At 58.2% G+C, this 14616-nt stretch carries 12 protein-coding genes; 6 read left to right on the top strand and 6 right to left on the bottom strand.

Annotation, left to right across the window (positions count from 1 at the left end):
• Nucleotides 1-115 precede the first annotated feature (115 nt).
• Nucleotides 116-958, bottom strand: coding sequence for a phytanoyl-CoA dioxygenase family protein (locus ACR0IY_RS14365; protein WP_480674415.1), 843 nt, complete (start codon nucleotides 956-958; stop codon nucleotides 116-118).
• A 179-nt stretch (nucleotides 959-1137) separates the two neighbouring features.
• Here ACR0IY_RS14365 and ACR0IY_RS14360 point away from each other — a divergent pair, with 179 nt between their 5' ends.
• Nucleotides 1138-1626 (top strand): twin-arginine translocation pathway signal, encoded by a 489-nt coding sequence (locus ACR0IY_RS14360; protein ID WP_480674413.1) that lies wholly within the window; start codon nucleotides 1138-1140, stop codon nucleotides 1624-1626.
• A 4-nt stretch (nucleotides 1627-1630) separates the two neighbouring features.
• Nucleotides 1631-2230 (top strand): ferric reductase-like transmembrane domain-containing protein, encoded by a 600-nt coding sequence (locus tag ACR0IY_RS14355; RefSeq protein WP_480674411.1) that lies wholly within the window; start codon nucleotides 1631-1633, stop codon nucleotides 2228-2230.
• On the opposite strand, the gene argF is transcribed toward ACR0IY_RS14355, so the two are convergent.
• Together argF and ACR0IY_RS14345 are read right to left on the bottom strand one after the other, a co-directional pair.
• Nucleotides 2227-3153, bottom strand: a complete 927-nt coding sequence (gene argF / locus ACR0IY_RS14350) for an ornithine carbamoyltransferase (protein WP_480674409.1) — start codon at nucleotides 3151-3153, stop codon at nucleotides 2227-2229. The two genes, ACR0IY_RS14355 and argF, sit on opposite strands and share 4 nt — an antisense overlap.
• A gap of 76 nt (nucleotides 3154-3229) precedes the next feature.
• Nucleotides 3230-4417, bottom strand: a complete 1188-nt coding sequence (locus ACR0IY_RS14345) for an acetylornithine transaminase (RefSeq protein ID WP_480674407.1) — start codon at nucleotides 4415-4417, stop codon at nucleotides 3230-3232.
• A gap of 295 nt (nucleotides 4418-4712) precedes the next feature.
• Here ACR0IY_RS14345 and ACR0IY_RS14340 point away from each other — a divergent pair, with 295 nt between their 5' ends.
• On the top strand, nucleotides 4713-5603 hold the full coding sequence (locus ACR0IY_RS14340; protein WP_480674405.1) for a DMT family transporter: 891 nt from the start codon (nucleotides 4713-4715) through the stop codon (nucleotides 5601-5603).
• Here ACR0IY_RS14340 and ACR0IY_RS14335 read toward each other — a convergent pair.
• Nucleotides 5585-6388: an ABC transporter permease gene (locus tag ACR0IY_RS14335; RefSeq protein WP_480674560.1), complete on the bottom strand. Its 804-nt coding sequence runs from the start codon at nucleotides 6386-6388 to the stop codon at nucleotides 5585-5587. The two genes, ACR0IY_RS14340 and ACR0IY_RS14335, sit on opposite strands and share 19 nt — an antisense overlap.
• Nucleotides 6389-6514: 126 nt before the next feature.
• Between ACR0IY_RS14335 and ACR0IY_RS14330 the strand changes: the two genes are divergently transcribed.
• Both ACR0IY_RS14330 and ACR0IY_RS14325 read left to right on the top strand, forming a co-directional pair.
• The gene (locus tag ACR0IY_RS14330; RefSeq protein ID WP_480674558.1) at nucleotides 6515-7084 is read left to right on the top strand and encodes a GcrA family cell cycle regulator; all 570 of its coding nucleotides are present in this window, start codon (nucleotides 6515-6517) and stop codon (nucleotides 7082-7084) included.
• Between the two features lie 143 nt (nucleotides 7085-7227).
• Nucleotides 7228-7977 carry a hypothetical protein gene (locus ACR0IY_RS14325; protein ID WP_480674404.1) on the top strand — a complete coding sequence of 250 codons (750 nt, stop codon included), beginning with the start codon at nucleotides 7228-7230 and terminating at the stop codon, nucleotides 7975-7977.
• A gap of 3 nt (nucleotides 7978-7980) precedes the next feature.
• Here the strand turns inward: ACR0IY_RS14325 and ACR0IY_RS14320 are convergent, their stop codons facing one another.
• The gene (locus ACR0IY_RS14320) at nucleotides 7981-9057 is read right to left on the bottom strand and encodes a DUF2235 domain-containing protein (protein ID WP_480674402.1); all 1077 of its coding nucleotides are present in this window, start codon (nucleotides 9055-9057) and stop codon (nucleotides 7981-7983) included.
• Nucleotides 9035-11326 carry a xanthine dehydrogenase family protein molybdopterin-binding subunit gene (locus ACR0IY_RS14315; RefSeq protein ID WP_480674400.1) on the bottom strand — a complete coding sequence of 764 codons (2292 nt, stop codon included), beginning with the start codon at nucleotides 11324-11326 and terminating at the stop codon, nucleotides 9035-9037. The genes ACR0IY_RS14320 and ACR0IY_RS14315 overlap by 23 nt, the downstream gene beginning before the upstream one ends.
• A gap of 140 nt (nucleotides 11327-11466) precedes the next feature.
• Between ACR0IY_RS14315 and ACR0IY_RS14310 the strand changes: the two genes are divergently transcribed.
• Nucleotides 11467-14589 (top strand): valine--tRNA ligase, encoded by a 3123-nt coding sequence (locus tag ACR0IY_RS14310; protein WP_480674398.1) that lies wholly within the window; start codon nucleotides 11467-11469, stop codon nucleotides 14587-14589.
• The last annotated feature ends 27 nt before the right edge of the window (nucleotides 14590-14616 follow it).

Raw genomic sequence — 14616 nt, 5'->3', positions numbered from 1 at the left:
ATCGAAGGAGTTAAGTTCACTCACGCATAATATAGGATCTTTTCTTTCTTGATCCCCAGCAAATTCGCACAGCGGAAGTGCGGCAATAACGTTGTGTCAGATCATACAGAGAGTTCTAAGAGGCATTTCTTGGCCAAAGTTTAGGAAAAAATGGCCCGTCTATACGGTCGCCTTCCCCGTAGCCGGCCGCCTCGAATTGCGCACGCTCGTCCTTTGCCCAGTCTCCACGGTATCGGATGATCCCGTCAGGGGCAGTCATCCGCAGAGTGAAACGGCGCACGGTCTCGGTCGGGGTGGTCAAAGACAGCCCGCCGTGCAGGGTCCTCATATCGAAAAAGATACAATCCCCACGGTCCATATCCCACTGCAAAAGCTCAAACGCGTCGGGGTCGGCGTTAACATCGGGCGGCGGGTGATAGGTCTGGCCCGCAACCACCGTCGGCTCATAGCTGGGATGCCCGTCCGCAAACCTAACCCGCATGAACAGCTTGCCCCAAAGGTGCGACCCTTTCACGAAAGCGATACCATTTTCCTTGCTCACAGGCTCCAAAGGCAGCCAAAGAACGCACATCGTGCCTTCGAAATCGAAATAGGCCAAATCCTGATGAAAGGGCGGGCGCGAGGTCGAACCGGCCTCGCGCAGAAACCAGTTGTCCATGACCAGATTGATTGATGGTGCACCCAGCAACCCCGCAGCCAATAGCGCACACGGTGAGTTATGAACAAAGTCGGTGAATTGCGGAATTTTGTTCCAGGCCCAGAAATCTTCGTAATAGGCAGGCGCGTCCGGGTCTTTGGTGTGCCGTGTGAAATTGTCGGTCGGGTCGGCAAAGTCTGCGTCGATACCAGTGCGCAGCTTGTCCAGCCAGCCATCTGAAAACTTCGACCTGAGAACAACCGCACCGTCCCGCTGGAACGCGGTGATTTCTTCTTCTGTCACGCGATCTGTCTGGAGCATATCGAGGTCCTCAGTGATGGAATGCGCTGCATAGAAGGTTACAGCCGTCAGGCAGACCGTCAAAGGAATTCAAAAATTGCCTCGGGGGCTCGGAATGTGCGGCAATAGTGCTATCTTGCAGATGTAGGACAGCCCGGCGGCAACCGGGATGAAGACATTGCTTTGAAAATGAGGTTCGCATGACCGGTGTTTCAATCTCTCGTCGCTCTATGATCCTGACCGGCAGCGCCACCATCACTACAGGTATATGTGGTCTGCTGACACCGGCAGGGGGCAGCGAGCTTGCCCCGACCCTGTCGATGCGTGGCGGGTCAAACAACTACCGCCCCGGTGCGCCAATAGTTGACCGGATCGGTGGGGGCGGGTTCTGGATGACAGGTACTGTGCGCCGCGCGGGTGATGGTGCCCCCCTGCCCGGCCAACGCATTCAGATCTGGGCGCACACCACCGAGGGACATGAGCGTGACCCACACAGCCATGGCGCAACTCTGACAGATGCAAATGGGGAATTCCGGCTGGAAATGCCGCAGATCGTCCCCGCTTTCGGGCAACCGCATGGCCATCTGGCCTATGACAGCGGTGAGTTTGAAACGGTTTTTCTGCGCCCGATCATGTCAAGTTCCAAGGACAAAACTCTGGCGGCACATTTCGTGTTACAGCCTGCCTGATTTCGTGACCCGACAACTTGCAATCTGGGTGGCTCTGACCGTTGCATTGACTGTGCCAGTGATCGCTGCCGCGAACAGCCCCCTCCTTGCTTGGCGCGATCCGATTTACATATTGGCGGGGTTTGCGGGCGTTTTCAGTATGGGGTTGTTGCTGCTGCAACCGCTGCTGACTGGGCGTGATTTACCCGGCATGTCACCCTTAACAAGTCGTCTTTGGCATCGGTGGATTGGCGTTTCACTGGTCTTGGCTGTCGTGATCCATGTGGGCGGGCTGTGGATCACCAGCCCACCGGATGTCGTGGACGCGTTGCTGTTTGTCTCGCCCACTCCGTTTTCGGCCTGGGGCGTCGTTGCGATGTGGGCGGCCCTCGCGGCCGCTTTTCTGGGCCTTTATCGTCGACGCCTGAACCTTCGGTTTCGGGTCTGGCGGCTGGGTCACACAGGGCTGGCCAGCGTGACGATCATAGGCAGCGTCGTGCATGCCATGCTGATCGAGGGCACGATGGAGATCATGACCAAAACCGCCCTGTGTGCTTTGGTTTTGCTGGCGAGCATACGGACGCTCGCCAAACTGCGTGTATGGGATGTCCGGCAGCGCGGTTAGACGCCCAGACACCAACGCATAACTGCCTTTTGCGCGTGCAGTCGGTTTTCAGCCTCGTCAAAGATAACCGAGTTCGGACCATCCATGACGTCCGATGTCGCTTCTTCCTCGCGGTGGGCTGGCAGACAGTGCATGAACAATGCGTCCGGTTTGGCATGGGACATAAGTTCGGCGTTAACCTGATAGGGCCGCAGCAGGTTGTGACGGCGTTCTTTGGCCGACTGAGAATCGTGCATCGAGACCCATGTGTCCGCAACAATCAGATCCGCCCCTTCGACGGCCTTGTATGGATCACGCTCGACCACGATTTTCGACCCTTGCTGACGGGCGAATCCCATGAACTCTTCCTCGGGGTCGAACTGCGCGGGGCCGGTGAAGGTCAGGTCAAACCCGAACTGCCCTGCTGCGTGAAGGAATGAGGCGCAGACATTGTTGCCATCGCCGGTCCAGACCACTTTTTTACCTGCGATGGGGCCGCGATGTTCTTCGAACGTCAGCACATCGGCCATGATCTGGCAGGGGTGGGTGCGGTCGGTCAGGCCGTTGATCACGGGGACATCAGAATACTCGGCCATCTCGGTCAGGATGGTCTCATCAAACGTACGGATCATAATCATATCGACATAGCGCGACAGCACACGCGCGGTATCAGCGATAGTTTCACCGTGGCCCAGTTGCATGTCTTTACCGGAAAGTACCATCGTCTGACCGCCCATCTGGCGCACACCCACATCAAAGGAAACGCGAGTACGGGTCGAAGGTTTTTCAAAGATCAGCGCGACCATACGGTCTTTGAGCGGCTGGTCGTCGTCAGGAGCAGCTTTGGGGCGTCCCAGACGCGCCTGCTTCATGGCACTGGCCTGATCAATCATGGACCGCAACGCGGTGGCGTCTGTTTTGTGGATATCGAGGAAATGGTTCATGTCGTTTCGCTTTTGGCTGAGAGGCGCGTGGGGGTCCGCCCCCACACCCCTCGGAATATTTGGGGAAAGATGAAGATCAGGCTGTGGCGAGGGATGTTTCGACCTGCGAGGCGGCCTTGTCGAGGCGGATCATCGCCTGAGCGATATCGTCTTCGGTAAGGTTCAGCGGCGGCAACAGGCGGATGACGTTATCAGCGGCGGGCACAGTGATGACTTCGTTGTCATAGCCCGCATTTACCACATCAATGTTCGTCACCTTGCATTTCAGCCCTAACATCAGGCCCACGCCGCGCACTTCTTCGAAGACCTCGGGATGGTCGGCGATCAGGCCTTCCAGCTTCTGACTCAACAAGCCGGATTTGCGGTTCACGCCATCGAGGAAGGCAGGTGTGGCAACCTGATCGATCACCGCACAGCCCACGGCGCAGCCCAGCGGATTACCGCCATAGGTGGACCCGTGTGTGCCTGCGGTCATGCCCGAGGCCGCATCTTCGGTTGCCAGCACAGCGCCCAGAGGGAAGCCGCCGCCGATGCCCTTGGCGATCATCATGATATCGGGCGTGATTCCCGCCCATTCATGGGCAAACAGTTTTCCAGTGCGACCCACGCCGCATTGAACCTCATCCAGGATCAGCAGCAGGCCGTTGTCATCGCAGATCTGCCGCAGGGCTTTCATCTTGGCGTCGGGCACCGGGCGAATGCCGCCCTCACCCTGAACGGGTTCGATCAGGATCGCGGCGGTTTTTTCGGTGATGGCGTTAGTCACGCCATCGAGGTCGCCAAAAGTGACATTCACGAAACCCGGCAGCAGCGGACCAAAGCCCTTTGTCATTTTCTCGGACCCTGCTGCAGCGATACCAGCCGAGGACCGACCATGGAACGAGCCGTCAAAGGTGATGATCTCAACCCGATCCTGCTGACCTTTGTCATAGAAATACTTGCGGGCCATCTTCACAGCCAGTTCGCAGGATTCCGTACCGGAATTAGTGAAGAACACCGTATCGGCAAAGGTATGTTCAACCAGTTTGTCGGCCAGCGCCTGCTGCTGCGGAATGTGGTAGAGGTTCGAGACGTGCCACAGCTTGTGTGCCTGTTCTGTCAACGCCGCCACCAACGCAGGGTGCGCGTGGCCCAGCGCATTCACAGCGATCCCGGCCCCCAGATCCAGAAAACGTCGACCATTAGCCTCAACCAGCCAGGAGCCCTCACCCTTTACGAATGTCAGGGGCGCGCGGTTGTAGGTCGGCAGAACGGACGGGATCATCGGATCATCCTTTTCAGATAGGTTAAGCCCCGTGAGTGGTACACGCAGGCCATGTTCGTCAACTAATTTGGTGGGGGCTGTGCTGATTTGGACAGCGCAAATGGATCAAACGGGTCGATTACGCGGCAAAGCGTCGGCGTCGGAGGCGCAGGGTATGAGCGTGTTTGATCATGGCCGGTCGTATAGCGGGGAGTGCGTCCTCTGAGAACCCCGAAAATCGCGGAACAGGAAAATTCCACGCTAAACCCGACAATTGCCGCTTGCTATTTGCACCGCCCTGACGCACCGCTTGGCCATGACACCTATTCGCCAGAACCCCGGCCTTGCGGCCTTGTTGATCGTGGCAGCCAGCGCGTTCATCGCCGGAACAACGCTGTTAGCAAAGGCGTTGGGTACCGACACGCTGGGTCCGGCCCTACACCCGATGCAGATCAGCCATGGCCGGTTCCTGTTTGCGTTTATTGTGATTGTTACTGCGGTCGGCATTCTGCGCCCTCGCTTTGGTCGCCCGCATTGGGGGTTGCACATTGGGCGGACCAGCTTTGGCTGGTTGGGGATTACGCTGATGTTCGCCTCTGTCGCGTTCATTCCGATTTCGGATGCGACTGCGATCTCTTTCCTGAACCCGGTCTTCGCCATGGTATTGGCAATCCCACTTCTGAAAGAAGGCGTCGGACCCTGGCGATGGTTGGCCGCAGCTGTTGCGCTGACCGGCGCGTTGATTCTCCTGCGTCCAACACCGGCCAGCTTTCAGCCCGCAGCCCTGTTGGCACTGACTGCGGCTATGATCATCGGGATGGAGCTGATTTTCATCAAAAAACTAGCCGGCCGGGAAATCCCGATTCAGATATTGTTGATCAACAACGCGATGGGCCTGACGATTGCCACAGTCGCGGTCAGCTTTGTGTTCCAGATGCCGACGCCTACACAATGGACAGCTCTGATTGCGATCGGCGTCCTGATGGCTTGCGCGCAGGCCTGTTTCGTTAACGGCATGGCGCGGGCGGATGCGTCATTTGTGGCTCCGATCAGCTACGCGACACTCCTGTTTGCGGCTTTCTACGACTTTGCGGTGTTCAACGTGATACCCGATCAAATCAGTCTGATCGGTTCAGGCATCATTCTGACCGGTGGGTTGATATTGGTTTGGCGCGAGGCACGACAGCGTCAAGCTTTGAGCCGATAGCCCGTTCGCAACATCTGCCAGGTTGCGCCCCCAACCAATATTGTTGCCCCCGCGCACACAGCCATTCCCAGCCAGGGCGAACTATCTGACACGCCGATCATTCCATACCTCAACCCGTCGATCAGATAGAACACCGGGTTCACATGGCTGAGGCGGTTTAGAACTGGAGGCAAAGCCTGAACCGAATAAAAAGTGCCCGAAAGAAAGGCCAAGGGCGTCACGATGAAATTGGTGATTGCAGCCATTTGATCGAACTTGTTGGCAAAAATCCCGGCCAACAGGCCCAAAGCCCCCATAAACCCTCCACCGAGGATCACGAAGGCCAAAGCAACCAGAGGGTTCTGCGGCAGCAATCCCAAAACCAGCGCTAACGCCACGGCAACAACGCAGGCAATCAAAACGCCTCGCACAATTCCCCCGGCAAGATATCCCAACAAAATCTCTAGCGGTGACAAGGGCGGCATCAGCGTATCGACAATATTGCCCTGCACCTTGGCAATCACCATCGAGGAAGAGGTGTTGGCAAACGCATTCTGGATCACCGTCATCATCATAATACCCGGAGCAAGAAAGGTCAGGAACGGAACACCCATCACGTCCGGGCGACCTGGCCCGATGGCGATGTTGAAGATCAGCAGGAACAACCCCGCCGTAACCAAAGGTGCCAGCAAGGTCTGGGTCCACACCGCCAGAAACCGCAACGTTTCACGCTGCGCTAGCGTATAAAGGCCCATCCAGTTGACCGCTCCAAACCGGCGCGTGTTCTGTTCTGCGCGAATCTGCATCATCTGCCCTCAACCTGATTCGAAGACCGCTTGTAACTCGGGCCGCAGTGATTAGAATAGGGGGCTGAGACGAATTCCCAAGGCGGCCCGAATCCGGGGCCGCTTTCCGCTTTTGAAAGGCAAATGATGTCCTGGACTGACGAGCGCGTAGAACTGCTGAAGAAGATGTGGGGCGAAGGCCAGTCGGCCAGCCAGATCGCCAAAGAGCTGGGCGGCGTAACTCGCAACGCCGTGATCGGCAAGGTGCACCGTCTGGGCCTGTCGAACCGCGCCACCGGTGCGACCCCGGCCAAAGCCGAACCCAAGGAAAAACCGGCCCCCGCCCCAAAGGCCGAAGCCAAGCCCAAACCGGCGCCCAAAACCGAGCCGGCCCGTCCGGCCCCCGCGCCCGAGGCCAAGCCTGCGGTTCCCGCCCGCCGCCAGATCATCCCGGCCGGTCAACCGCTGCCACCGCAGCCCTCGGCCAACGAGATCAGCCCCGAGGCCTTGGCCAAGGTGAATGAGGTCGAGAAGAAGGCGAAAAAGCTCTCGCTGATGGAACTGACTGAGAAAACCTGCAAATGGCCCGTGGGTGACCCCGCGACCGAGGATTTTTGGTTCTGCGGCCTGCCCGTTGAAGCCGGGAAACCCTATTGCGAGGCACACGTTGGCGTGGCCTTCCAACCAATGAGCGCGCGCCGCGACCGGCGGCGTTAAGTAACCGCCAAGCGGGTACGCGCAATCAATATCGGGTGCGTACCAGGCAGCGTGAAAACCCGTTGACTTACATCAGCCTCTGGCCACTAAGTGGTGCGGAGGCTGTACTTTTTTTAAACTTATCTTTTTCAGACCGTAAGTAATTGCGAACGCACGCCAAACTCCTTTTCTGCACATTTGCCATCTTGGTTTTTGTGGCGTATGTGCAGCCATTGAATCCAGCGGTATTCTCCCCCAATCGTTTGGAAAACGATCTTTCCCCGTTTTTTGCAGCTACCTACCTTGCGGTTTGGGCCGCGCCAGCGATTCCCATGTTAGTTTGCTGCCTCGTCCTGATGGGCGTGCATCAGATTCCACCTCTTGTAGCAAAATTACTCGCGGTTTTCTCGTTGGCCACCGGTCTACTTGTTACACTGGCATCCGGGGTGGTTTCGCTATTTTCCGACACTCAGATGGTGCATGCCATAACCCTCACAATTGCTGTTGCTTCCGGTTTTGCAATTTGGTCGAGCCGAGAAGAGCAAGCACATCCCCCGCGTCTGGCAATGCTCGGTATTTCGGTGGCGACAATCGCAGCGCTGTGGTCACTTCTGACAGTGCCGATGATCTCGCTCCAGTCACGCGTAATCGCGGATGGGTCACCGTATTGCATTGCGCATCATGCGCCAAATTCTCCGATCGAAACACTCCAAGAACTGCGTGGGTTTTCGTTCTACACTCAAGCCACAGGCTATAAGTCCACATCAGAGTGGTATTTTCACGGACTGCTGATCGTCGATCACCCCGAAAAGCAGAAAATCTACAACTGGTCTCCGAGAAGATGGCGTTTTGATCCAGTCGAACGACCTGACGCGTTGATCAAGCCTGTCAGAAAGGTATGCGTTCCCAGCTGACGTTTACTGCGCCGGGTGCGACGGCAGATCTGGCATCGGCACCCACCCCGGCAAATCTTCAGTCGAAACCGAGGCATGCAGATGCTCGGATTGGTCACGTCCAATTTTTCGATGCTTACGAAGCAAGAAAATCTTGCCCCAACCGCGCCAGGTTCCGACTGACGGGGCGGCCACATCGATGGGGTAGCGGTCGCGCCACCCTTCAGGCAAGGGCAGTCCATGCCGTTCTGCCTTGTCCAAAATCCAGACCAGGGAAATATTGCTAAGCGGGCGCGCCTCTTCGAACCCGTTCAACTGCCCTCCGACATCGCCATGCGTGCCGCGGAACCAGACTTGCTCCACATGCCCTTCAAAATCGGGGGTGCAGGACCAGAGCACCGGCTCATATACTTCTCGCGTCTCGTCCAAAGCCATGGCGTGATAGCCGTGACGGGTTGCGGGACCCAGCTGGTGGTTGTGGAACGCGTGCTTGTCCTCGGCCCATCGCCACAATAGGGGCAGCCGCAAGCCCAGCGCCTTAACCGTGTCCCAGACGCCGATCATTTCGATCGCCACGTCCTCGTGACAAAACGCCCGCCGAAAATCGGCAGCGGCAGGTCCGCTGGCGTTGCATTCATAATGGCGATAGGCCTGTTTGATATTCCGTTCGGTCGCGTGTTCGGCCTTGAGCAAACCGATCATGTCAATCACGCCCGCCAGACTGCGCACGCCATATGCCCCGCGCGAATACCCGATGAAGTAAATTCGATCACCCGGTTTGTAACGTGACGCCAGATACCCATAGGCGCGACGAATCTGGCGATTGATACCCCGCCCCATCATCACATCCAGCGAGGATTTCCAGCTTTCCCACTGCACACCCGATTCGTAAAACACCGAGACATTGCTGCCCATCTCACGGCACAGACGCAGGGTCTGACCCGCATGGGTTTCATAGCCCGGTTCAAGCGTCGACATTGTACCGTCAAGAATGATGACATGGCTGATGGGTTCGCGGTGCAGCGCCTCGGCCGAGTGTTCGGACCGCAGAGGCCGTCCGAGCCACCCCAGTACCTTTCTACTCAGCCGCGACAGAAACATGCGTCAGCAACTCCCATACTTTCTGAGGTGTAAAAGGCATGTCCGCCTGCCGCACCCCGTGATCCCAAAGCGCATCCTGAACCGCGTTTGCCACGGCAGCTAGCGCGCCTACGGTGCCAGCCTCGCCACATCCTTTCATACCCATAGGGTTGGTAGTTGAGGGAACCGGCGCCGAGGTAAACTTTATCATGGGTATCTCAACCGCACGGGGCAAGGCGTAGTCCATCAACGATGCCGTGAGCAGTTGCCCTTGCGCATCATGCACAACACATTCGCTCAGGGCCTGGCCTATACCTTGTGCCACTCCGCCATGCACTTGCCCTTCGGCCAGCATCGGGTTGATAAGATTGCCGAAATCATCAACGACGGTATAGCGATCGACCCATGTTTCACCGGTGAAGGAATCAATAACGATTTCGGCAACATGCGCACCGTTCGGAAAACTTCGCGCCTCCAGTTGAATGCGTGCTTCATGCTGCAACAGATCGGCGCGGCCTTCGGAGCGGGCCATCTCGGCCGCCTCGATCAAGGTGGGAGTCAGGTTCGACCCGGGTGCGCGGAATGTTTCGTGATCAAAACTCACGTCGACCTCCTCAACTCCCATCTTATCGGCCAGATAAGGCGTGAATGCGGCGATCATGACGTCGATTGTGGCCAGAGTAGCGGTGTTTTGCACCGTGACCGAACGCGATCCTCCGGTGCCACCACCACTGGGCAGTTGATCACTGTCTCCCTGAACGATTGTGATCCGGTCCATGGGTACCCCGATCTGATCCGACAGAAACTGAGTATAGGCGGTTTCATGCCCCTGCCCGTTCGATTGGGTCCCGACATGGAGGGTAACAGTGCCATCCTCACAGAACCTGATTTTTGCGTTTTCTGTAGGGTCTCCCAGAATGCTTTCGATATAGTAACAAAGCCCCTGCCCACGGATCAGGCCACGTTCGGCATCCGCATCCTTACGGGCAGCAAAACCCTTTGTCTGCTCTGCTGCGCGGGACAAAACCATGCCGAAATCGCCAACGTCATAGGTTTCCCCAGTGGTCGTTTTGTAGGGGAAATCAGCGGGTCGGATGAAGTTCTTGCGCCGCAACTCCCACGGATCGACGCCCAGCTCGCGCGCGGCACGGTCTAAAACCCGTTCAAGCACATAGATCGCCTCGGGCCGCCCAGCACCGCGATAGGCGTCAACTTGAGTGGTGTTGGTATAGAACCCTTCGACCCTCAGATAGGTGGTCTGTACGTCATAGGCACCCATTAGCACTTTGCTGAACAAGTTGGTCTGAATCGCCTGCCCAAAATGGCTGTTATAAGCGCCCAGGTTGACTTTGCTGTGCACACGATAGGCCGTGATCCTGTGATCTTCGTCAAACGCCAGCTCGGCCAGCGAGCTCAGATCCCGCCCATGATGGTCGGACAGCATCGCCTCGGACCGGTCCGACATCCAGTGGACGGGCTGACCCAGCTTCATCGCGGCAACGGAAACACAGAAATACTCAGGGTACGGCATCACCTTCATCCCGAACCCGCCGCCTACGTCAGGGGTGGTGACACGGATCGCCTCTGGCTCCAGCTTCAACTTTTGCGCCAATTGCCCGCGCATGGCCCAGACGCCCTGCCCTCCATACGAGAAATGCAGCCGACCGTCGGACCAACGGGCCTGACAACCACGCGGCTCGATTGAAGCGATGATCACCCGGTTATCCGCCACGTTCAACGAAACTGTATGTGCGGCATTCCGAAACGCCGCGTCTGTCGCCGCCTCGTTACCCATACCCCAATCAAAAGCGCGGTTGTCGGGGGCATCGGCATGCAGCGTCTCACCGCCCACGTCCAAATCAAGCTTGGTGGGCAGGTCCTCCGTCTCCATCCAGATTAGTTCAACCGCATCCCGGGCCTGCATCTGGGTCTCGGCAATCACCACGGCAACCGGCTCACCAACAAATCGCACGCGATCCTTTGCCAACATGTGCCGATCCGGCGCCGCCGCTTTTGTGCCGTCCCTGTTGGATACAACCGCCGCATTGAGTACCGTATCGATCCCCGCCCCTGTCAGATCGTCCAGCGCCATGACCAGACGCACCCCATCAGCCTCGCGCGCTTCATCCAGCTCCAGCGAGGTGATCTGCCCGTGCGCCACCGGGCTGCGAAAAAACGCGGCGAACAGGGTGTCATCAGGCACTACGTCGTCGATGTATGCCCCCTGACCGGTCAGAAACCGCTGATCCTCGATCCGTTTCACAGGCTGGCTTTTTCCGAACTTTTCCATGAGGTGCTCCAACGGCTGCCATTCAGAGCGACTTTAGGCGGCCCCGGTTCGTTGTCCAGAGCGTGCGCAGACCCTTCCCCTTCCCGCGCGCATTCGCTATTGCAGGCGCTGACCCGAGATTGATGACGCAGGACGCACCCATGGCGATGGAAAAGACATTCAACGCGGCCGATGCCGAGGCCCGCATCTATGAGGCCTGGGAACAGGCCGGAGCCTTCAAGGCAGGCGCAAACAAATCGCGCGACGAAAGCTTTACCATCATGATCCCGCCCCCCAACGTGACGGGCGCGCTGCACGTGGGCCATGCGTTCAACAACACTCTGCAAGACATTCTGATCCGCTGGCACCGCATGCGCGGGTTCGACACGCTATGGCAGCCCGGTCAGGACCACGCGGGCATCGCCACGCAGATGCAGGTTGAAAAAATGCTGGCCGCCACGCAACAGCCCGGCCGGCGCGAGCTGGGCCGCGAGAAATTCCTTGAGAAAGTCTGGGAATGGAAAGGCGAATACGGCGGCACGATCATCGAACAACTCAAGCGCCTAGGCTCGTCCTGCGACTGGTCGCGCAACGCGTTTACCATGGCCGGTGCGGCGGGTGATCCGCGTACCGGCCATGAGAACTCAGCCAATTTCCACGACGCGGTCATCAAGGTCTTCGTCGATATGTACGAAAAGGGCCTGATCTATCGCGGCAAGCGGCTGGTCAACTGGGACCCGCATTTCGAAACCGCAATATCGGACCTTGAGGTCGAGAATATCGAAGTCGCGGGTCACATGTGGCATTTCAAATACCCGCTGGCCGGTGGCGAGACTTACACCTATGTCGAGAAAGACGATGACGGGAACGTCATCCTCGAGGAAGAACGCGATTACATTTCCATCGCTACCACGCGTCCCGAAACCATGCTGGGCGACGGTGCGGTCGCGGTTCACCCGTCGGATGAGCGTTACGCGCCAATCGTCGGGAAACTCTGCGAAATTCCGGTTGGGCCGAAAGAGCATCGCCGCCAGATTCCGATCATCACCGATGACTACCCCGATCCTGATTTCGGCTCGGGCGCGGTGAAGATCACCGGCGCGCATGACTTCAACGACAACATGGTGGCCAAGCGCGGCGGCATTCCGATGTACCGCCTGATGGACACCAAAGGCGCGATGCGGGCCGATGGCGCGCCCTATGCCGACGAGGCAGGCAAAGCGCAGGAATTCGCACGCGGGCGTGAATTCACTGAGAACGAGATCGACGCCATCAACCTCGTCCCCGATCACCTGCGCGGGCTCGACCGGTTCGAAGCACGTGCCAAGGTGGTCGAAGAGATCACTGCCGACAGTCTGGCCGTGATGACCCGCGCGGATGATGCGCGGCTGGGGTCCACGGCGCTCAAGCCGGATCACGAAGGCGCGGACAAGCTGGTACCGCTGGTCGAGAGCAAGCCGATCATGCAGCCCTTCGGCGACCGCTCGAAAGTCGTCATCGAACCGATGTTCACCGACCAGTGGTTCGTCGACGCCGAAAAGGTCGTCGGCCCCGCTCTGGACGCGGTCAAGGACGGCACGGTCAAGATCATCCCCGAGTCGGGCGAGAAGACCTATTACCACTGGCTGGAAAACATCGAGCCCTGGTGCATCTCGCGCCAGCTGTGGTGGGGGCATCAGATTCCGGTTTGGTATGGGCCTGCCGTTTCTACCAAGTCGAGCGACGGTAGCGGGTTTTCGTTAATGTCTGACGCTGTGAGTTTCGACGACACCGTTGCATTCTGCGCTCCGACGTTTGAGTTGGCGAAGAAGCAGGCTCTCGAATACTATTCGAGCAAGCTAATCGACCAAACTAATCTGCGCTTTGTTGACGACGACGGAGAAACTCTGATCTTCATCGATGAGGCGGACGATGAAGCTGACGCAAAGTTGCAGTTGGCCTCAGGGAAACACATTTACCTTTTCCGCGACCCCGACGTCCTCGACACCTGGTTCTCCTCCGGCCTCTGGCCCATCGGTACGCTGGGCTGGCCCGAACAGACCGAGGAACTGGAACGCTACTTCCCCACGGACGTTCTCATCACCGGCTTCGACATCCTGTTCTTCTGGGTCGCCCGGATGATGATGATGCAACTGGCCGTGGTCGATCAGATCCCGTTCCACACCGTCTACCTGCACCAGCTCGTCCGTGACGAGAAGGGCAAGAAAATGTCCAAGACCACCGGCAACGTCATCGACCCGCTTGAGATCGTTGACGAGTTCGGCGCCGACGCGCTGCGGTTCACCAACGCCTCGATGGCGGCGATTGGCGGTGTTCTGAAACTGTCGCGCGAACGCATCACCGGCTATCGCAACTTCGGCACCAAACTGTGGAACGCCGTTCGCTTTGCCGAAATGAACGAGGTTTTCACCGACGCCGTCCCGCAGCTGGATGTGGTCGACCTGAAACCCAAAGCGGCCGTAAACCGCTGGATCATCGGCGAAACCGCCCGTGTGCGGGAAGAAGTCGACGCGGCGCTGGACAGCTATCGCTTCAACGATGCGGCCAACGGGCTTTATGCCTTTGTCTGGGGCAAAGTCTGCGACTGGTACGTGGAGCTATCGAAACCGCTGCTGCAAGGCGATGACGTCGAAGCACAGGCCGAGACCCGCGCCACCATGCGCTGGGTTCTGGATCAGTGCATGGTCTTGCTCCACCCGATCATGCCCTTTATCACCGAAGAACTCTGGGGTCTGACCGGCAACCGTTCCAAGATGATCGTCCACGCCGATTGGCCCTCATACGGTTCCGAACTGGTCGACGCTGACGCGGATCGCGAGATGAACTGGGTGATCTCGGTGATCGAGAACACCCGCTCGGCCCGCGCGCAGATGCGCGTTCCGGCGGGCCTCTACGTGCCGATGCTGGTCACCGAGATTGACACCAACGGACAGGCCGCGTGGGACCGCAACGAGGCGCTTATCAAACGCCTTGCGCGGATCGACAGCCTGACCAAGGCAGATGCGCTGCCCAAAGGTACGATTTCAATCGCCGCCCCCGGAGCAACTTTCGGGCTGCCACTGGCGGATATCATCGATATCGGTGCCGAAAAGGAACGGTTGGAGAAAGCCAAAGGCAAACTATCCAAGGAACTGGGCGGTCTGCGCGGGCGTCTGAACAACCCGAAATTCGTGGCCTCGGCCCCGGAAGAGGTTGTCGCCGAAGCCAAAGCAAACCTCGCCGCCCGCGAGGAGGAAGAAGCTAAACTGAACGAGGCACTGGCCAGATTGGCCGAAATCGCCTGATCGTCTTCGTTTCTTAGCCTCTCAAAT

It is taken from the genome of Ruegeria sp. BC1, assembly GCF_056539305.1.
Note: the sequence above shows the minus strand (reverse complement) of the source record. Positions and strands in the feature narration are given on the sequence as shown.